The 19286-nt window shown below is 74.9% G+C and carries 16 protein-coding genes, 1 pseudogene and 1 riboswitch; of the genes and pseudogenes, 10 read left to right on the top strand and 7 right to left on the bottom strand.

Translation table 11 applies throughout. The features are described from left to right. Positions 1-73 precede the first annotated feature (73 nt). Positions 74-1813: a glycoside hydrolase family 3 protein gene (locus AB0B02_RS15640; RefSeq protein ID WP_357300733.1), complete on the bottom strand. Its 1740-nt coding sequence runs from the start codon at positions 1811-1813 to the stop codon at positions 74-76. Between the two features lie 24 nt (positions 1814-1837). Continuing rightward, on the bottom strand, positions 1838-2329 hold the full coding sequence (locus AB0B02_RS15645; protein WP_107155828.1) for a DUF3145 domain-containing protein: 492 nt from the start codon (positions 2327-2329) through the stop codon (positions 1838-1840). A 328-nt stretch (positions 2330-2657) separates the two neighbouring features. On the opposite strand from AB0B02_RS15645, the gene AB0B02_RS15650 reads away from it, so the two are divergent. Next, the gene (locus AB0B02_RS15650) at positions 2658-2987 is read left to right on the top strand and encodes a hypothetical protein (protein ID WP_281936990.1); all 330 of its coding nucleotides are present in this window, start codon (positions 2658-2660) and stop codon (positions 2985-2987) included. A 39-nt stretch (positions 2988-3026) separates the two neighbouring features. Here the strand turns inward: AB0B02_RS15650 and AB0B02_RS15655 are convergent, their stop codons facing one another. Then, positions 3027-3662 (bottom strand): carbonic anhydrase, encoded by a 636-nt coding sequence (locus AB0B02_RS15655; RefSeq protein WP_281936992.1) that lies wholly within the window; start codon positions 3660-3662, stop codon positions 3027-3029. A gap of 152 nt (positions 3663-3814) precedes the next feature. Between AB0B02_RS15655 and AB0B02_RS15660 the strand changes: the two genes are divergently transcribed. The 5 genes from AB0B02_RS15660 to AB0B02_RS15680 all read left to right on the top strand — a co-directional run bounded on the left by AB0B02_RS15660 (position 3815) and on the right by AB0B02_RS15680 (position 9972). After that, complete coding sequence (locus AB0B02_RS15660) at positions 3815-4741, top strand: alpha/beta hydrolase (protein WP_281936994.1); 927 nt, start codon at positions 3815-3817, stop codon at positions 4739-4741. Between the two features lie 115 nt (positions 4742-4856). Next, positions 4857-6974 carry an AAA family ATPase gene (locus tag AB0B02_RS15665; protein ID WP_281938531.1) on the top strand — a complete coding sequence of 706 codons (2118 nt, stop codon included), beginning with the start codon at positions 4857-4859 and terminating at the stop codon, positions 6972-6974. A gap of 77 nt (positions 6975-7051) precedes the next feature. Then, positions 7052-7966: a cation diffusion facilitator family transporter gene (locus AB0B02_RS15670; RefSeq protein WP_281936996.1), complete on the top strand. Its 915-nt coding sequence runs from the start codon at positions 7052-7054 to the stop codon at positions 7964-7966. A gap of 142 nt (positions 7967-8108) precedes the next feature. Beyond that, positions 8109-8239, top strand: a riboswitch (cyclic di-AMP (ydaO/yuaA leader). Between the two features lie 4 nt (positions 8240-8243). Further along, a complete protein-coding gene (locus AB0B02_RS15675; protein WP_357300737.1) occupies positions 8244-9332 on the top strand; it encodes a hypothetical protein in 1089 nt (362 codons plus the stop codon). Positions 9333-9411: 79 nt separating this feature from the next. Beyond that, positions 9412-9972, top strand: coding sequence for a hypothetical protein (locus AB0B02_RS15680; RefSeq protein ID WP_357300739.1), 561 nt, complete (start codon positions 9412-9414; stop codon positions 9970-9972). On the opposite strand, the gene AB0B02_RS15685 is transcribed toward AB0B02_RS15680, so the two are convergent. Beyond that, on the bottom strand, positions 9866-10378 hold the full coding sequence (locus AB0B02_RS15685; RefSeq protein WP_281937002.1) for an SRPBCC family protein: 513 nt from the start codon (positions 10376-10378) through the stop codon (positions 9866-9868). The two genes, AB0B02_RS15680 and AB0B02_RS15685, sit on opposite strands and share 107 nt — an antisense overlap. A gap of 64 nt (positions 10379-10442) precedes the next feature. Then, positions 10443-10802 carry an STAS domain-containing protein gene (locus AB0B02_RS15690; protein ID WP_107155819.1) on the bottom strand — a complete coding sequence of 120 codons (360 nt, stop codon included), beginning with the start codon at positions 10800-10802 and terminating at the stop codon, positions 10443-10445. Positions 10803-11240: 438 nt separating this feature from the next. On the opposite strand from AB0B02_RS15690, the gene AB0B02_RS15695 reads away from it, so the two are divergent. Continuing rightward, entirely contained in the window at positions 11241-11645 is a 405-nt protein-coding gene (locus tag AB0B02_RS15695) for a hypothetical protein (protein WP_357300742.1), read from the top strand. Between the two features lie 156 nt (positions 11646-11801). Here the strand turns inward: AB0B02_RS15695 and AB0B02_RS15700 are convergent, their stop codons facing one another. Continuing rightward, positions 11802-14558 carry a cellulose binding domain-containing protein gene (locus tag AB0B02_RS15700; protein WP_357300744.1) on the bottom strand — a complete coding sequence of 919 codons (2757 nt, stop codon included), beginning with the start codon at positions 14556-14558 and terminating at the stop codon, positions 11802-11804. A 259-nt stretch (positions 14559-14817) separates the two neighbouring features. On the opposite strand from AB0B02_RS15700, the pseudogene AB0B02_RS15705 reads away from it, so the two are divergent. From AB0B02_RS15705 to AB0B02_RS15715, 3 genes and pseudogenes are all read left to right on the top strand, one after another. Further along, positions 14818-15267: pseudogene (locus tag AB0B02_RS15705) on the top strand (BON domain-containing protein); the annotation flags it as partial. 62 nt (positions 15268-15329) lie between these two features. Further along, positions 15330-15827: a redoxin domain-containing protein gene (locus AB0B02_RS15710; RefSeq protein ID WP_281937011.1), complete on the top strand. Its 498-nt coding sequence runs from the start codon at positions 15330-15332 to the stop codon at positions 15825-15827. Beyond that, a complete protein-coding gene (locus AB0B02_RS15715) occupies positions 15824-16375 on the top strand; it encodes a DsbA family protein (RefSeq protein ID WP_281937012.1) in 552 nt (183 codons plus the stop codon). Before AB0B02_RS15710 ends, AB0B02_RS15715 begins: the two co-directional genes overlap by 4 nt. A 25-nt stretch (positions 16376-16400) precedes the next feature. Here AB0B02_RS15715 and AB0B02_RS15720 read toward each other — a convergent pair whose 3' ends face one another. Continuing rightward, complete coding sequence (locus AB0B02_RS15720; protein WP_357300747.1) at positions 16401-19259, bottom strand: LuxR C-terminal-related transcriptional regulator; 2859 nt, start codon at positions 19257-19259, stop codon at positions 16401-16403. Between the last annotated feature and the right edge of the window lie 27 nt (positions 19260-19286).

A 19286-nucleotide genomic window follows, 5' to 3' on the forward strand; every position in this document is an offset into this window, starting at 1 on the left:
AGGGCCCCTTCTTAACACGTGAGTGTGAGAGGGGGCCCCTTCTATACCGGAGGCGTTAACAGGGGGCCCGTCCTTACACCTTGCAGGTGGTGGCGGGCAGGCCCGGGACCGGGACGGGGGCGCGGCCGGTGGGGCGGGCCTTGCCGGCGAGCACCGCGGCCAACGCGGTCATCGAGGCCCGGGTGGACGAGTAGGTCGCCAGCACCGTCGGCGACTTCGCCCCGGCCAGCACGTACGGCGTGTCCATCGCCACCGTCACCGCCGCGTCGGCGTTCAGGTCCTTCGTGCCGTCGCCGTACCCGACGAGGTGCACGACGGTGCCGCCGGAGGACACCACCTTGACACCGGCGGCGGTGAGCGCCTCGGTCAGCAGGGCCCGGGTGCGGTCCCGCCCACCGGAGGAGGTGACCCGGACCGGTCCGGTCACCGCACCACCGCACGTGCCGCGCAGCACGGTCACCGCGGCGGCGGCCAGGTCGGCGGCGGCCTTGCGGTGCTCGGGGCCGTCCAGCGTCGACAGCGCCGGCTGCGGGTGCCCGGCCAGCCGGAACTTCATGGTGAGCACCCGGGTGACCGCCTCGACCAGGCGGGTGCGGGGCAACGAGCCGTCCGTCAGCGCGGCGCGCAGTCCGTCGTACGCCTGGCCCACGTTCGGCGTCATCAGGATGAGGTCGTTGCCGGCGTTGAGCGCGCGGACCGCCGCCTCGCCGGGCGACCACTTCTTCGCCGGCGCCATGTTCATCCCGTCGGTGATCACCACCCCCTGGAAGCCGAGCTGGCCGCGGAGCACGTCGGTGAGCAGCTTGCGGGAGAACGTGGCCGGGGTGCCCGGGTCGACCGCCGTGACGTTCAGGTGGGCGGACATCACCGCCATGGCGCCGGCGTCGATCCCGGCGCGGAACGGCGGGAACGCGGTGCGCTCCAGCACGGCCCGGGACTGCCCGACCACCGGAAGTTCGGTGTGTGAGTCGGCGGCGCTCAGGCCGTGCCCGGGGAAGTGCTTGACCGCCGCGCCGACGCCCTCGGCCTGGAGGCCGCGGACCGCGCCGGCCACCTGGGGCGACGCGGTGGCCGGGGTGGCGCCGAAGGACCGGGAGCCGATCACCGTGCTGCGGGTGGCCAGCACGTCGGCGACCGGGGCGAAGTCCAGGTTGATCCCCATCGCGGCCAACTCGGCGCCGGCGGCCCGCCAGGCGGCCTCGGTCAGCGCCGGGTTGCCGGCCGCGCCGGCGGCGAGTGGGCTGGGCAGTTGGGTCACCCCGTCGGTGATCCGGGTGACCACGCCGTACTCCTGGTCGGTGCCGACCAGGAACGGCGCGGCGCCGGCGGGCAACTTGCCGGCGGCGGCGCGCAGCCCGTCGGTCAGCGCCCGGACCTGCTTCGGGTTGTCGACGTTGGTGGTCTCCTGGTTGCCCGAGGTCGGGTCGTCGGCGCTGAAGCCGACCAGGATCACGCCGCCGAGGCGGTACTTCGCCACCATCTCGGCGGGGGTGTCGACACCGGCCAGCGCCCGGTTGCCGGCGGCCGAGCCGGCGGAGACCCGGGTGGCCGAGCTGCCGTACGCGTACGGCATCAGCACCTGGCCGACCAGGTCCTCGTCGGAGAGCGTGGCGACGAGCGCGGCGGCCCGGGCGGCGGGATCGGCGGCGGCCGGGTCGGTGGACCCCGACGCGCTCGCGCCCGCCGACGGCGTCGCTGTCGACGGCGTCGGCCGGGGCCGGTCCGGCCCGTCCGAGCAGCCGGTGAGGACCAGCGCGGTCAGTGCGGCGAGCGCGACGGCGGAGCGTCGCGAAGGAATCGACACGGGCCCCACCGTATCGGGGCAACTCGCCCGGCGTCACCCCACCCGGGTGAGCAGCGTCACCGGCGCGCCGTCGCCGGCGTACCGGTAGGGCTCCAGCTCGGCGTCCCAGGCGGTGCCGAGCGCCTTGTCGAGGGCGTGCGCGAGCGCCTCCGGGGCGCGGGCGGCGGCCATCAGGGTACGCAGCCGGTCCTCGCCGAGCTGGATGTCGCCGGCCGCGCCGACGGTGGCCCGGAACAGGCCCCGGCCGGGGACGTACATGAAGCGCTCGCCGTCGGCGCCGGGACTGGGCTCCTCGGTCACCTCGAAACGGATCATGGGCCACTGCCGGAGGGCAGCGGCCAGCTCGGCGCCCGTCCCCGGGCTGCCGGTCCAGCCGCACTCGGCGCGCCGCGCGCCGGGGTCGACGGGCTGCCCCGTCCAGTGCAGGTTGACCGGCGCGGCGAGGACGCGCGCGATCGCCCACTCGACGTGCGAGCACACGGCGAGCGGGGTCGAGTGGACGTATACGACGCCACGCGTTGGCACGGTGACCTCCCGGTGAGCCGAGGTGCGTCTTCCCCTACGACCTCGTCACCCGAGTGGCCCCTGGCACACATGATGACCGCTGTGGCAGGTGGTGCGCCAGCGAATCGGAAAATTCGCCGCGGTCGGTCGGCCGGAAATACCCGGGTGGGCGACCCGGTTGTGTCCCGGTGACGGCGCGACCACCAGCCAGGCGTCGCGTTCGTGTACAGTTCTCTGGGCGGTTCTGTGCCGCCGCACGTCTTCGCGGGCCGGCGCTCAAACCCGGGCGTCACTCGCACAGCCCCCGGACGGTTCCCGTCCCCACCGTACGTCTGCAAGGAGTACCTCCGTGGCGAGCAACACCTCTAAGACCGCGCGCGCGTCAGTCCGGGCCGGCCAGGCTGGCCAGGGTGGCGCCCTCAGCGTGCTGGGCGAGTTCAAGTACCTGATCCCGCTCAACGGCGGCAAGCACGCCTACGTGCGCAACCTGACCAACGGCAAGACCGCGCACCTGCGCACCGACTCCGACGCCTTCGTCGAGGAGATCCGGACGCTGGCCGCCGCCGGCCACGCCGCCAAGATCCGCGCCGAGATCAACGGCCTGGCCGCGTCCTACCCGGACCACGGCTGGGACGCGACCGAGAAGCGTCTCGTCGAGGCCGGTGTCTTCGAGGGCTGAGCCGCCCTCACCCGCACCACCGCGACCGCCCGTCGGGGATCACCCCGGCGGGCGGTTCCGTGTCTCCTCCGCCGGCAGCAGCGTGACCTCACCGGTGGCCAGGTCGTAGAGCGCGCCCACCACGGCCAGTTCGCCGGTGGCGACCCGGTCGGCGAGCAGGTCGTCGGCGCGCAGCGCGGCCACCGTGCGCCGCACGTGCCGGCGGATCGCCAGCGGGTGGACAGCCGGGTCCGCCACGCCGACCTCCCGCACCGCCGGGGTGATCCGGTCCACCACGTACCCCAGCGCGCCACCGGGCCGCCGCCCGGTGCGCACCGCGTCGACGGTCGAGCCCACCGCGCCGCAGCGCTCGTGGCCGAGCACCATCACCAGGCGTACGCCGAGCTGGCCCACCACGTACTCGATCGAGCCGCAGACCGCGCGGTCGAGCACGTGCGCGCCGGTGCGGATCACGCAGATCGAGCCGAACGTCTGGTCGAAGATCGCCTCCAGCGGCACCCGGGAGTCGATGCAGCCCAGCACCACCGCGTAGGGCTGCTGGTCGCCGGAGGCGACCGCCGCGGCGGCGGTCACGTCGTGCCCGTGCAGTGGTTGGCCGCTGACGAAGCGGCGGTTGCCGGTGAGCAGCTCGGCCAGGGCGGCCCGGGGGGTCCGGGCGGCGGGCGGGGACGGCATGCCTCCAGCCTGGTCACCGATCGGACCGCACGGGGGCGGACGGCGAATCTTCTCACCGGCCCGGTTGCCGTGGTGTCATGACGGGTAACGCCGGTGTCACCACCGGGTAACGCCCCGGTGACCGGACACCGGGCGGCCCGGGGAGGTGGACCATGTCGGAGCACCAGGAGCTGCGGCTTTCCGACGACGTACGCCTGCACGTCACGGTGACGGGGCCGGTCGACGCCGACGTCACCGTGGTCATGCTGCACGGCTGGACGCTGGACGGGCGGAGCTGGCACCGGCAGCTCACCGACCTGCGGGACCGCTTCGGCGAGCGGGTCCGGGTGGTCGCCTACGACGCGCGCGGTCACGGCCGGTCGAGCTGCCTGACGCTGCGCGACGCGACGCTGGCCCAGCTCGGGGACGACCTGGCCGCGGTGGTCGACGAGTTCGCCGTGTCCGGCCCGGTGGTGCTGGTCGGGCACTCGATGGGCGGCATGACGGTGATGGAGTACGCGCACCGCCACCCCGACCGGTTCGCCGAGCGCACCGCCGGCCTGGTCTTCGTCTCGACCACCGCCGAGGGGCACACGCACACCGTCTACGGGCTCTCGCCCCGGATCGCCCGGCTGATCCGGCTGGCCGAGACCACCGGCGCCGGGGTGCTGGCCCGCTGCGGCGGCTGGCGTCCGCCGTACGCGTTGCTGCGCGCGCTGCGGCCGAGCATCCGCTGGATGCTGTTCGGCGACCGCTGCGACCCGGCGGACATCCGGCTGGTCACCTCCGCGGTGGCGCGCGCCACGCTGCGCTCGATCGGTGGGTTCCGCGCCTCGATCGGCGCCCAGCACCGGCTGGAGACGTTGGCCGCGTTGGGCGGATTGCCGGCCGCCGCGCTGGTCGGCGACCGGGACCGGCTCACGCCGCCGCCCTGCGCCGAGTCGATCGCGGCGGCGCTGCCCACCGCGGAGCTGACCGTCTGCCCCGGCGCCGGTCACATGCTGATGATGGAACGGCCCGACGTGGTGAACGCCGCCGTGGCCGGGGTGCTGCGCCGGGTGCTGGCCGGCATCGCGGTTCCAGGCCCGGCCGCGGCCTGACGGACGGTCCCGGCACCGGTCCGGGCCGGCGCGGAGGCAGGCCCCGACGTGCGGCTTGCCGGCGGCCCGTACCCTCATTCAGCCCGTCGTGCCGTCCGACCACAGGAGCACCGCGTTGACCGACCAGACCACGCTGGACCGGGAGATCGCCGCCGAGCAGCGGCATCTCGACCGGGTGTACGCCCGGCTGGCCGAACTGCGCCGGTCGGCGGCCGACGCCGAGCGGGAGGGCTACCGGCTGGCCCGGGTCGGCACGTTCGGCGCGCTGGTCGAGCGGGACGCGATGGTCTTCCACGCCGCGCAGCGCCGGCACGTGCTGGACGCCGAGCACGAGGGGCTGGTCTTCGGGCGGCTGGACCTGCGCACCGGGCAGGTGCTGCACGTGGGCCGGCTCGGGGTGCGCGCCGACGACGCGGAGACGCTGGTGGTGGACTGGCGGGCACCCGCCGCCGCCGCGTTCTACCAGGCCACGCCCGCCGAGCCGCGCGGCGTGGTGCGCCGGCGCACGATCCAGTCCGCCGCCGAGCGGGTCACCCGGATCGAGGACGACCTGCTGGACCCGGAGGCCGCGCCGGCGGACATGGCGGTGGTCGGGGACGGCGCGCTGCTGGCCACGTTGTCCCGGGCCACCGGTCGCGGGATGCGGGACATCGTCGCCACCATCCAGCGGGAGCAGGACGAGGCGATCCGGTCCCCGGGCAGCGGCGTCACGATCGTCTCCGGCGGCCCGGGCACCGGCAAGACGGCGGTGGCGCTGCACCGGGCCGCGTACCTGCTCTACTCCGACCGGGCCCGGTACGCCGGCGGCGGCATCCTGGTGGTCGGCCCGTCCGGCGTGTTCGTCGAGTACATCGCCTCGGTGCTGCCCTCGCTCGGCGAGGAGACCGCCACGCTGCACTCGCTCGGGTCGCTGTTCCCGGGCCTGTCGGCGACCCGGACCGACCCGCCGGAGGTGGCGGCCGTGAAGGGTTCGCTGCGGATGCGCCGGGTGCTGGAACGCGCCGCGCGGGACGCGGTGCCGGACTCGCCGGCCGAGCTGCGCCTGCTCTACCGCGGTGAGCTGCTGCGGCTGGACCGGCCGGCGCTGGACGCGGTGCGGGACCGCACGCTGACCCGGGGCGCGCGTCGCAACGAGGTGCGTCGGGCCGCGTTCGACGCCGTGCTCGCCGCGCTCTACGCGCAGGCCCGGACGCTGCGGGTGGGCCGGCTGCCGGAACAGCCCGCGTTCGAGGACGAGATCATCGAGCGGCCGGAGTTCCGCGAGTTCCTCAAGGCCTGGTGGCCCCGGCTGCACCCGCGTCACGTGCTGGGCTGGCTGGCCCGGCCGGAGCGGCTGCGCCGGTACGCCGGCGGGGTCCTCTCCGCGGCCGAGATCCGGCTGCTCACCGACGCGTACCGGACGCTGGACACCGACGGGTTGACCGTCGCCGACATCGCGCTGCTGGACGAGCTGGACGCGCTGCTCGGCAAGCCGGTGCGGCGGGCCCGGCCGAAGCGGGACCCGTACCAGTTGGCCGGCGGCGTGCGCGAGCTGAGCACGTACGCCGATCGGCAGCGTGCGGCCCGGGCCGCCGCCCGGGAGCGCCCGGTGGACTACCGCGACTTCGCCCACGTGGTGGTGGACGAGTCGCAGGACGTCTCGCCGATGCAGTGGCGGATGGTCGGTCGGCGCGGCCGGCTGGCCTCCTGGACCGTGGTCGGCGATCCGGCGCAGACCGCCTGGACCGGCGATCCGCAGGAGCTGGACCGGGCGCGTGACCAGGCGCTGGGGCGGCGGCCCCGGCGTCGCTTCGAGCTGACCACCAACTACCGCAACTCGGCGGAGATCTTCGCGGTGGCGGCGGCGGAGATCCGCCGGCGGTATCCGGATCTGGCGCTGCCCGTCGCGGTGCGCTCCACCGGCGTGCCACCGGTGGAGCGGACGGTGGCCGCGGCCGAGCTGCCGGCGGCCACGGTCGAGGCGGTTCGGGCGCTGCTGGCCGAGGTGGAGGGCACGGTCGGCGTGATCACGCCGGTGCCGCGCCGGGACGAGGTGGCCGGTTGGCTGGGCGACCTCGACGCGGGCCGGCTCCAGGTGGTCACCAGCCTCCAGGCCAAGGGCATGGAGTACGACGGGGTGGTGCTGGTCGCGCCGAGCGAGATCCGGGCCGACCCGGGTTCGGGTGTCCGCACGCTCTACGTCGCGCTGTCCCGGGCCACCCAGCGCCTGACCACGCTCGATCCGGTGGGCTGACGCCACAGTTACTTGCACACATAGCGATGTGAGCATAGATTGGGCCCGTCCGGGATCCGGGGCGGGAGGGTGGGTGCGTGGGCGCAGGTCATGACCACAGCGCTGCGGTGGCCAACGCGGCGCACCGGCACTCCGGTCGGCTCTGGGCGGCGTTCGCGCTGCTCGCCGTGCTGATGGTGGTCGAGGCGGTGGCCGCCGTCACGACCGGTTCGCTCGCGCTGCTCTCCGACGCCGGCCACATGTTCACCGACGTGCTCGGCATCGGCATGGCGCTCGCGGCGATCACCGCCACCCGGCGCGCCCGGACCGACCCGCAACGCACGTTCGGGCTCTACCGGCTGGAGGTGCTCGCCGCGCTGGCCAACGCGGTGCTGCTCGGCGCCGTCGCGGTCTACGTCCTGATCGAGGCGGTACGCCGGTTCGGCGAGCCGCCGGAGGTGCTCGCCGGACCGATGCTGGTGGTGGCCGTGCTCGGCCTGCTCGCCAACATCGCCGCGTTCGCGCTGCTGCGCTCCGGCGCCCAGGAGAGCATCAACCTGCGCGGCGCGTACCTGGAGGTGCTGGGCGACCTGCTCGGCTCGCTCGGCGTGATCGGCGCCGCGCTGGTCATCGCGGTCACCGACTGGTGGTGGGCCGACCCGCTGGTCGCGGTGGCGATCGGTCTGTTCATCCTGCCGCGCACCTGGCGGCTCGGCCGGGCCGCGGTGCGCATCCTGGTGCAGGCCGCGCCGGAACACCTCCAGGTGACCGCCGTGCACGACCGGCTGACCGCCGTGCCCGGCGTGGCGGAGGTGCACGACCTGCACGTCTGGACGCTCACCTCCGGCATGGACGTGGCCTCGGCGCACCTGACCACCGATCCGGGCGCGGAGGTCGCCACCGTGCTGGCCGCCGCCCGGGCCGCGCTGCACGAGGACTTCTCGATCGATCACGCCACGTTGCAGATCGAACCCGGAGCGTCCGCCGGCGCCTGCGGCCCGACCGGCTGGTAGTTAGGACAGACTTAAATTCGAGTGGCTATTGTTAGCTTATGCCGGTTTTGCCCGGTATCCGGTTCCGGGTGACGGAGCCGGCTCCGGGCAACGCCGGTAGGCTCGGTCGCGGCCGACCCGCAGGCGTCATCCGGCGCCGACGGAGCGGCCGTCGCCTAATCGCCCGCGGGGCGAGCCGGGGAACCACGTACGTGGGGTGCATCCGCGTCAGCGGTAGGGATCTTCCGTCCCGAACCCGTCAGCTAACCCGGTCGGCGGTTGACGGAAGGACACGTGAATGCCCCCAGTGGCACCTGTACGACGGACGGCCGCCCGGATGGCGGCCCTGCTCGTCGCGATGCTGACCCTCGGCCTCGTGACGGCGCCGGTCTCCCCCGCCTCGGCGGCGCCCCCGACCGGCCGGCTCGCCGCCGCGCCCGGTGACGACGACGAGGGCGGCACGCCGGCGCTGCGCGCCAAGCTCGATGCCGCCAGCAAGGGCTGGCTGGAGGCCAAGGCCGCGCTGAGCCGGTCGGTGACCCGGCAGAAGCAGCTCAACGAACGACTCGTGACGATCGACGCGGAGCTGGTCGAGCGCGACGCCAAGGTCGGTGAGATCGCCGAGGTGGCGTACCGTACCGGCCGGATGGGCACCGCCGCGGCGCTGCTCGGCAGCACCAGCCCGGAAGGCTTCATGGACCGGGCCGCCGCCCTGGAGACGGTCGCCGCGCACGAGGACCGGACGCTGCGCGAGCTGATCACCACCCGCGACGAGGCGATCCGCACCCGTACCGCGCTCGACGGCGAGGTCCGCGAGCAACGCAAGCAGGTCACGGTGATGGCCAAGCGCAAGGAGCAGGCCGAGCAGGCGCTGGAGGAGGCCAACAACCGGCCGTCCGCCAGCAGCGGCGGCGGCAGCAGCAGCGGCAGCGGGATCCGGGGCACCTCCACCGCGAACGCGAAGCCGGCCAAGCGCAACTCCGACGGCTCCTGGCCGGCCGAGTCGTGCAGCGTCAACGACCCGACGCCGGCCAGCGGCTGCATCACCCCACGTACGCTGCACGCGCTGCAACAGGCCAAGGCCGCCGGCTTCACCCGGTACGTCTCCTGCCACCGGCCCAGTGGCTCCGGCGAGCACCCGAAGGGTCGGGCCTGCGACTTCGCGGCCCAGAAGAGCGGCTTCGGCGGCGTGGCCAGCGGCGGCGACCGGACGTACGGCAACAACCTGGCCGCGTACTTCGTGCGCAACGCCGACCCGCTCGCCGTGCTCTACGTGATCTGGTTCAAGCAGATCTGGCTGCCCAGCAGCGGCTGGAAGTCGTACAGCGGGGGCAACGGCGACCCGTCCAGCGACCACACCAACCACGTGCACCTGTCGGTCTACTGAGCACTACGCCCCACGACGTACACCGGGTGTCGTCGCGCGGCCCACGACGTGGGCCGCGCGACGGGGCGACGATCGGGACATGAGACGACTCTCCCCCGCCGGCCGCAAGGCGCTGCTCACCGCGCACCTGGCCACCTCGCTGGGCTGGCTCGGCACCGACCTGACGCTGCTCGCGCTCGGCGTCGCCGGGCTGCGGGGCGCCGATCCCGACGTGGTCTACCCGGCGGCGGCGCTGCTGGTCACCTGGCTGTTCGCACCGCTGAGCGTGGCGGTCTGGCTGATCGGGACCGCCAGCGCGCTGCTCACTCCGTGGGGCCTGCTGCGCTGGCGATGGGTGCTGGTGAAGTTCGCGCTCACCACCGTCATGCTCGGCCTGGTGCTGCTCCTGCTGACCCCCCGGGTCCGGCACCTCGGCGCGCTCGCCGGGGCAGCCGACGCGCACCTGCGGGTCGACCTGGTGGTGCCGCCGGCCGTCTCCACCACGCTGCTGCTGATCGCCACCGTGCTGTCCGTCTGGAAGCCGTGGGGGCGGATCAGGCGGGCCGGCCCTCCAGCGTCGCGCCGAGGCGGGCGGCGAGGCCCAGGTGAGCGGCCCGCGCCTGGCGGAACGCATAACCGAACAGCGGCGCCGGCGCGGTGAGCGTGATCTCCACGTCGATCCGCACCACGCCGTCGGGCTCGTCGCGCAGCCGGGTGTGGTTACGCACCGTCGTGGCCGGCTGCTGCCGGGCGACGGTGACCACCTCGTCCTCGGTGGCGACCAGCACGTCCGCCTGGTAGGTGACCGGGAAGTGCAGCGGACCGAGCTCCAGCCGGTCGGTGATCGCGAAGCTGGCCAGCGCGCCCGGTCGGGGCGGCAACTGCCGGACCCGCACGATCAGCGGATGCAGCTCGCCCTGCCGGCTCAGGTCGCCGAGCAGGGCCACCGCGTCCGCCCGGCTGCACCGGGCCTGCACGGTGTAGCTGAAGCTGTCGCTGCTCTGCAACCGGTCCCCCTCGCCGTCGTGGGTCCGGACGATCGTCCCGTACCGGGGCCGGCCTGGCAACGGGTCGAAGGTCCCCCGGCCGGCGAGGGGCCGGACGCAGGATCGGTGCGCGGGCGGGTGGCGCTCAGGCGCCGGGGAGCACCTCGGGAGCCTCGTCGGCGAACCAGGGCTCCGGCGCGCCGAAGAGACCGAGCAGGCCGGTCACCCAGAGCTGCCGGTGCACGAACCGGCTCGGCTCGGTGACCACGAGCTTGACGCCGCTGACCTCGCAGGTCTGGAAGCCGGCGACCATGGCGCTGATGCCGACCGAGTCGATGAACGTGACGAGCCGCATGTTCAGCTCGATCCGGACGGGACGCGCCTTGGCCAGCACCTCGGCGATCGCTTCCCGCACCTCGTACGCGGTGTCGACGTCGATCTCCCCACGGGGCGCGATCTGGACGACACCACCCGGACGCACCGATTTCACGATCGACAGGCTCACGCGAGCACCTCCACTCGCCCCAACGGGCGCCTCATCAGTACGCGGGCCGCGACCGAGAGTATTCCTCCAACGGCCCCGGTCGCCACCCCCCGGGATGAGCAATTCGCGGACTGGGCACACCTGGGTGAGCCCAAACCGCACCTCCGGGTTCCGATTTCCCCTTCGACGCGGACCAGCGACCGGCCGAACGACCGGACCGGGTCGGCCGATCCGCCGACCCAGGGTAGCGGGCCCGCGCATCCCGCAGGCACACCCGGTCCCCGGCGCGTACGGGTGATTCCGCCCACCCCGTCCGTTTCCCCGCCACTCGACTGACGGAGCGGGCGGGGTTTGGCGCGGGAGCGGGCGGGGCACTGCCCGGGGAAGAACCGTGACGCGCCGGATGACCACCGGAGTCCGACGTGGCCGCCGGGCTTCGGCACCCGAGGAGGTAGAACGATGTTCGGATCCAGCCTGTTGGACCGCCGCAGCAAGCCCGAGCGGGTCGCGGACCAGGCCTGGCAGCACCTGCTCGACGCGGTCGGCACCGCCGGTGACAGCGTGCGGGACGCCACCCGCGTCGCGCGTCGCAGCTCCTCCGGCCTGGCCGACGAGGCCACCGACCTGGTCGGCTCCGCCGCCGACGAGGCACGCCGCCGGGCCGGCCTCGCCTTCGAGGCGCTCGCCGGCCGGCGGCCCGCGCTGCCGTGGACGCTGCTGATCGCGGCGGCCCTGGCCGGCGCGGCGATCGGCTGGGCCGCCGGCACCGCCGCCCGCGCCGCCGGCAGCCGGGAGCGTGCCGCCGACGAGATCGAGTTCGTCGACGTCGACCGCCCCAACTCCCCCGCCGGCCTGGACGGCTGACCGCACCCGCACAGAACGAACGGTGGCCGTCCCCGACGAGGGGGACGGCCACCGTCGCGTCAGCGGGCTTCGATGATCATGAGGTTGACGGGCGGAAGAGCGCTGTCCAGTTCGGTCAACCTCATGGTCATCTCGTGGTACCGCCCGCGGAACCCGTCAGCGCGCGGCGCAGGAGACGGTCGGTGTCCGGTTGCCGTTGGGGGCGGTGGCGGTGAAGCCGACGGTGGTCGACGCGCCGACGCCGAGGTTGCCGTTCCAGCCGGCGTCGGTCACCGTGACCGCCGAGCCGGTCTGGGTGTACGTCCCGCTCCAGAGCTGGGCGATCCGCTGACCGTCCGGATAGGTCCAGGTCAGCGTCCAGCCGGCGATCGGCGTGGTGCCGGAGTTGCGTACCGTCACCTCGCCCTGGAAGCCGCCGGGCCAGGAGTTCGTCACCGCGTAGGTGGCGGCGCAGCCGCGTCCGGTCGGCGTCGGGGTCGGTGACGTCGGCGTCGGTGACGGGCCGGTCGGCGTCGGGGTCGGACTGGTCGGCGACGGGGACGGGCTCGTCGGGGTGGGCGACGGGCCGGTCGGGGTGGGGCTCGCCGACGTCGGCGTGGGCGTGGGCGTGCCGCCGAGGCGGTCCGCGACCAGGATGCCCCGGCCGTTGGTGCCCAGGTAGACCCGGCCCCAGACGCGCGGGTCGCCGGTGAGCGCCTCGCCCGCGTTGCCGTACTGGTGCTGGTCGTCGTTGATCCGGACCCAGGTCGCGCCCGCGTCGTCGGAACGGTGGACCCCGTGCGTGCCGCCCACCGTGCCGACGGTGAACAACGCCGGGTACGTCTTCCCGGGCGCCGCCTTGCCGAAGCCGACGTTCACCGCCGTGGACACGCCGGTCAGCTTCGTGAAGCTCGCGCCGGAGTTGGTGGAGTGCCAGAGGCCACCCTCGCCGGCCAGCCAGACGTCGCCCTCGACGCCTGGCAGCGCCTTGAACTTGACGCCGGTGGTGGGCAGGCCGGTCGCCGCGGTGGCGGTGAACGCCGCCCCGCCGTTGGTGCTGACGTAGAACTTCCCGGCGCTGACACCGTAGAACTTGTTCGGGTTGACCCGGTCGGACTCGACGACGGCGTTGGCCGGGATGCCGGTGGCGGCGGTCCACGAGTTGCCGAAGCCGACCGAACGGACCACCTGCTGGCCGGCGTCGCCGGGCGACCAGACGAACTGGCTGCCGTCGGCGGACGCGGCCACCGTGCCACCGTTGTTGATCCCGCCGGGCTCGGTGCCCTGGAACCAGTTCGCACCGCCGTCGGTGGAGAACGCCACGTGGCTGTCGTTGGGGCGGTCGGCGTCGGTGAAGTTGCCGGCCCGAACCATGACCGCCGGCTTGGTCTCCGCGTAGTCGAGGCTGGTGGTGCTGGTGAAGCCCGGCTGGGTGAACATCATCGGCGGCACCGCCGCGAGGTCGGTGTGACGGAAACCGCCGATGTCGCCGAGGCCGCTGATCAGCGGCGCGCCCGACGGCGGGCTGACCAGGTCGAGCACGGCGGTCTCCTCCAGCCCCTTCACCATCGGCGTGATGGTGAACGTGCCGCCGGTGTCCCACTTCGTCAGGCCGGTGGTGCCGTAGATCGTCGCGCCGGTGCCGTACATCATCCGGTCGCTGTCGAACGGGTCGATCTCCAGCGACTCGTTCATCCAGCCCAGTTTCGGGGTCTCCTCCGGCGGCGCCGGATTGGTGCCGAACGTCAGCCACGGCACCGAGCTGACGTCCATCGTGTACTTCTTGGTGCGGTTCGGGTAACTGGCCCAGTCCCAGATCCGGGTCCAGGTCGCGCCGCCGTCGGTGCTGCGCCAGAAGATCGCGTCCGGCCACCAGGAGACCTGGGTGGCGACCATCAGCGTGTTCGGGTGCTGGCGGTCGATGGTCAGGCCGGAGTAGCCGAAGTACGCGTCGCCGCTGGACGACGGCACCGGGCTGATCTGCGTCCACGCGCCGGTGGCCCGGTTGAACTTCCACACGTCGCCCTTGCCGCCGTCGTACGGGCCGCCGGTGTCGCTGGTGGCGAGGTAGAGGAAGCCGCCGACCGGGTCGACCACGCCCTTGTGCGCGAGGTAGCCGGTGGGCTGGCCGGGGATCCGTTCCCAGGTCGCGCCGGCGTCGGTGCTGCGGTAGACCGGGTTCTGCTTGTCCGCCACCCCGACGTAGATGGTCTTCGTGGCGGTGCCGGCCGTGCCGGTGCCCTTGTCGAAGCTGACCCAGGTGAGGCCCTGGTTCTGGCTCTGGTAGCCGCTGCTGTCGTTCGGGTCGGCCCGGTAGTTGCCCACGTTCGGGAAGTTGGCGACCTTGGCCCAGGTCGCGCCGTAGTCGGTGCTGCGCCACAGGCCGTTGCCGCCCTCGGCGCCGTAGTAGAGCACGCTGTTGCGGTTCGGGTCGACCGCCAGCCGCTCCCCCATGCCCCGGCCGGGCATGTTGCCGCCGTTCTTGAACGGCAGCTCGGTGGCCTGCCAGGTGGCGCCCTTGTCGGTCGAGCGCAGGATCGCCCCGTGGTTCGGGTCCCAGTCGTTTGTGTACATGCCGACCGCCGCGTACACCCGGTTGGTCTGCACCGGGTCGGTGGCGAGGCTGACCACCCCGTTCCAGCCCCACCGGTCCGCGCCGACCCAGTCCAGCAGCGGCGTCCACGACCGGGTGGCCTGCTCCCAGCGGTACGCGCCGCCGATGTCGGTCCGCGCGTAGATCAGGTTCTTCTCGGTCGGGTTGAAGACGATGCCGGGGACGAAGCCGCCGCCGTCGATCCGGACGTTCTTCCAGGTGTACGGCTCGGCGGCCGCGGCGGCGGCCGGGGGTACGCCGGTGGCGACGAGCGGCACGACGACGGTCGCCACGGTGGCGGCCAGCGCGACGGCCGCCAGGCCGGCGAGTTTTCTGCGCATGGGGCGGATCCTCTCGGTTGCCCTTGGGGGCGGGGAACGGGAGCAGGGGGTGGCGCTTCGAGGAGGGGAGCTGCCCGGGCTCCCCGTCGGCGTACTGGCTCCCGCAGCCGAGGGACCCTCAGCGTACGCCGATCAACCGCGCCATGGAAGCGCTCCCATGTCACCCGTTCCGGGTGCGGTGGGATCACCCGGTCGCGCGCAGGATCGCAGGGTGCGGGGACCGCCCCGCGCGTCGACCACCCACCGGAAGGAGAACCGGATGACCACCGGGACGATGACGCGTACCGACCGGGAGATCCGGTCCGCGGTACGCGACGAACTGGCCCGGGCGGGCCTCGACGGCATCGGGGTGAGAGTCGACGGCGGCGTGGTGACGCTGACCGGCCCGGCGGCCGATCCCGCCACGCGGTGGGCCGCCGAACGGGCCACGCACCGGGTGGCCCGGGTCCGCGCGGTCGCCGACGACCTCGCCGTCCCGACCGTCCCGACCGGCGCCGGCCGGGACGACGCGGGGCTCGCGCTCGCGGCCGTCCGGGCGTTGGAGTGGGACGCGTTCCTGCCGGTCGGGGCGCTGCGGGTGACCGTCGCCGACGGCTGGGTCACGCTGCACGGCGAGGTCGAGTGGGAGTACCAGCGGCGGGCCGCCGAGCGGTCGGTCGCCCGGCTCACCGGCGTACGCGGACTGAGCAACGGGATCACGGTGCGGCCGTGAACCGAACCACCCGGCCCGGGTGAGCCCGGCTCACCCGGACGCCCGGCAGGGTGGACGGTATGAGTGATCCGAACGGGCTGATCACGCCCGGGCAGACCGCGCCCGGGTTCACGCTGCCGGCGTCGCCCGACGCGCGGGAGGTGGGCCCCGGGCAGTTCCGTGGCCGGCCGGTCGTGCTGGCCTTCTACCCGGCCGACTGGACGCCGGTGTGCGGCGACCAGATGGCGCTCTACCAGGCGGCGCTGCCCGAGCTGGAACGGTACGACGCGGTGCTGCTGGGCATCTCGGTGGACAGCGTCGACTCGCACCGGGCGTTCGCGCAGAGCCGGGGCATCCGGTTCCCGCTGCTCGCCGACTTCGAACCGAAGGGCGAGGTGTCCCGCCGCTACGGCGCGTACGCCCCGCGCGGGCAGTCGGACCGGGCGCTCGTGGTGATCGACCCGGACGGCCGGGTGGCCTGGAGCCACCTCTCCCCGCCCGAGGTGAACCCGGGGGTGGACGGCATCCTCGACGCCCTGGAGCAGCTCGGCACCGATCGGCGGGTGAGCACGCGATGACCACCCCGTTGCAGGTCACCACCGCCCGGCTGCGGGTCCCGGTCAGCGACCGGGACCATGTCCGTGGTCCGGCCGACGCCCCGGTCACCGTCGTCGAGTACGGCGACTTCCAGTGCCGGTTCTGCGGCGCCGCATACCCGAACCTGGCCGAGGTGCTGCGCCAGCGGGCCGACGTGGTGCGGTTGGTGTACCGCCACTTCCCCATCACCAACGTCCACCCGTACGCGGAGCACGCGGCGGAGACCGCCGAGGCGGCCGGCGCGCGGGGCCGGTTCTGGGAGCTGCACGACTGGCTCTACGAGCACCAGGACCAGCTCGACCCGGTGCACCTGTCGCTCGGCGTCGAGCAGGTCGGGCTCTCACCCGACGAGATCGACGCGGAGGTGGGGCGGCAGGCGTACGCCGACCGGGTCCGGCAGGACTTCGTGGGCGGCATCCGCAGCGGCGTCAACGGCACGCCGACGCTCTTCGTCAACGACATCCGCCACGACGGCGGCTACGACCTGGCCGAGCTGCTGGCCGTGGTGGACGCCGTCGCGCCTGCCTGACCGGGCCGGGCCCGCCCGCGACCGGTCAGATCAGCCGCAGCTCGCGCGCCCGCCGGACCGCCTCCCGCCGGCGGGTCGCGTCGAGCTTGCGGTAGACGTTGCGCACGTGCGTCTTCACCGTGTTGACCGAGAGCGACAGCTCGGCGGCGATCTCCACGTTGGTCAGGATGCTCTGGAGATACCGCAGGATGGTCAGCTCCCGTTCGGTGAGCGGCTCGTCCAACGCCCGCGCCGGCCCGTCCGGTGCCCCGTCGGCCCCGGACGCGTCGACGCCCCGGACCAGGTCGCTGACGGTCGCCCAGTACGCGGTGCCGGAGTCCAGGTGGGCGGCGAGCAGGTCGCGTACCCCGGGCTCGGCCCGGGTGAACACGCGCCGGCAACCGTCCGGCTCGGCCAACGCCAGCGTCTCCTCCAGCAGCCGCCCGGCCCGCCGACCGTCGCCGGCCGCCCCGGCCAGCGCCGCCTCCAGCAGCCCCGCGCCCAGCCGGACCGGCAGCGGCCAGCCCTCCGCGCCCGGCCCGGTCCAGTCCGGCAGCGCCCGCTCGGCCGCCCGGGCGTCGCCGGCCCGCAGCCACAGCCGGGCCGAGACCAGTGCGAGCGCCGGATCGGTGGGATCGTCACCGGCCGCGTCCAGCAGCGCGCGGGCCCCGCCCGGGTCGCCCACCGCGGCGCGGAGCTGGGCCTCGCCGGCGGTCAACCACGCGCCCAGCTCGGGCCCCGGCGCGACCGACCGGGCCGCGGCGAGCGTGTGCAGCCCGGCGGCCGGTTCCCCGCCGTCGGCCAGCAGCCCGGCCCGGCAGAGCGCCGCCAGCGCCGCCCCGCCCGGCTCCGCGCCGGCCGGACCGGCGAGCGCGAGCTGCGCCGCCGCCTCCGCCGGCCGGTCCCGGTGCCAGGCCACCAACGCCAACGCCAGGTACGCGTAGCCGCAGTCCCGCCGCGACGACCAACCCTGGCAGGGCGGCATCGACAGGGCCGCCCGGGCGCGCTCCTCGGCGGTACGCAGCGCGCCCCGGGCCGCCTCCAGCAGCGCCGACCGGCTGGCGCAGAGCAGCTCGACGCGGGACCGGCCGGCCCGACGCGCCGCGACGAGCGCCGCGGAGAATTGTCCGCCCGCCTCCCGCAGGTTCCCCTCGGCGAGCGCGACCAGCCCGTGCGCGGCCCCGGCCACCGCCCGCACGTCGTCGGCGTCGACGGCTCGGGCACCGGGATCGGCGCCGGCGTCGGCGACGTCCGGGCTGGTGGGGTCGTCGTGCGGGGCGGTGGCGAGCAGCCGGTCGGCGGCGCGGCGTACCTCCGCGTGGTCCCCGGCGAGCCGGGCCAGGCTCAGCTCGACCGCGGTGGCCAGCCTGCGGAACCGGTCGCGGCGCGGTGCCGGCAGGTCCGTCGCGTGCCCGACCGCGCGCCGCAGCAGCGCGTCGGCGGCGGCCGGATCCCCGGCGTACGCCCGTTCGGCCGCCGCGGCCAACGCCAGCTCCGGGTCCCGGCGTACCGCCTCGGCCGGAGGCTCGGGCGGCGCCGGCGGGACGGGCCGGGCCGGCTCGTCCGGGGCCAGTTCCGGCCAGCGGGTGACCAGCAGCTCCGTGGCATCCGTCCACTCGCCGGCCGCCAGCGCGTGCCGCAGCGCCTCGGCCGGCCGGTCGTGCGCGGCGAACCAGCCGGCCGCCCGCCGGTGCAGTTCGCCCAGCTCGCCGACGGGCAGCCGGGCCAACTCGTCGCGGAGCAGGTCGGCCAGCAGCGGGTGCGGCCGGTACCAGGGCGGGCTGCCCCCGTCCTGCTGGACGAAGCCGCCCTCCCGGGCCGCCTCGGCCAGCAGGCGCCCGGCGTCGGCCCGCCCGGTCACCGCGGCGGCCAGGTCGGCGCGGACCGCGACCGCCACCGCGCTCCGGCGCAGGACGTCACACACCGCCGGGTCCAGCGGCGCGAGCACCTCGTCCCGCAGGTACGCGGCGATGTCCGGCTGGTCGCCGGCGACGTGCGCCACGGCCCGCGCCGGGTCGGCGCCCAACGCCAGGGTGGCCAGGCGCAGCCCGGCCGGCCAGCCGGCGGTCCGCTCGGCGAGCCGGGGCACCGCCTCGGCCGGCACCGGCACGCCGTACGCGACCAGCAGGTCGGCCACCTCGTCGGCGGTGAACGCCAGCTCGTCCGGGCCGAGCACGGTCAGCTCACCGGCCAACCGCCACCGGTGCAGGGCCAGCGGCGGTTCCCGCCGCGCGCCGGCCACCAGCCGGAGCCGCCCGTCGCCGTGCCGGAGCAGGAACTCCAGCCCGGCCAACGCCTGCGCGTCGGTCACCCGGTGCAGGTCGTCCAGGACCAGCAGCACCGGGTGCTCTCGGGCGGCCAGCGCGGCGGCGAGCGCTTCGAGCTGCGCCGGCCGGGGCGGGTCCACCGGGACCGGCGGGTCCGCCCCCGGGTCACCGGCGACGGCGGTGCGCAACGCCGCGGCCAGGTACGCCCACAGCCGCTCGGTGGTGTCGCCCTCCGCCACGGAGACCCAGACCGGCGCCGGACCCGCCCGTTCCGCCCGCGCCCAACCGGACAGCAGCGTCGTCTTGCCCCACCCGGCCGGGGCGAGAAGCAACGTGACAGGTCCCGCCACGCCCCGCTCCAGCCGGTCCAGCAGCCGGGGACGCCGCAGCAGCGGCTCGGGCGACGCGGGCGGCGCCAGCCGGGACGCCAGCAACGGCGGCCCCGGCCGCTGCGGCGGACCGGCGTCGGCGGTGAGCGGTTCCGGCGTCCCGACGGCCGTCGGCGCGTCCGCGTCGGTCGGCGCGGCGGCGAAGCGGACCCGGTCGACCTGCTCCGGCATGCGTCCCTCCCCCCGTCGGTGCGGGGGGCGGTTACCCGGACCGCGCCGGTTCACCCCTTCCGGGCGAACCCGCGTCACCCGGACCGCCGCCACGCTGGGGACACG

Origin of the sequence: Micromonospora sp. NPDC049240 (assembly GCF_040647835.1) — a bacterium.
In the GTDB taxonomy this organism is placed as follows: Bacteria; Actinomycetota; Actinomycetes; order Mycobacteriales; family Micromonosporaceae; genus Micromonospora.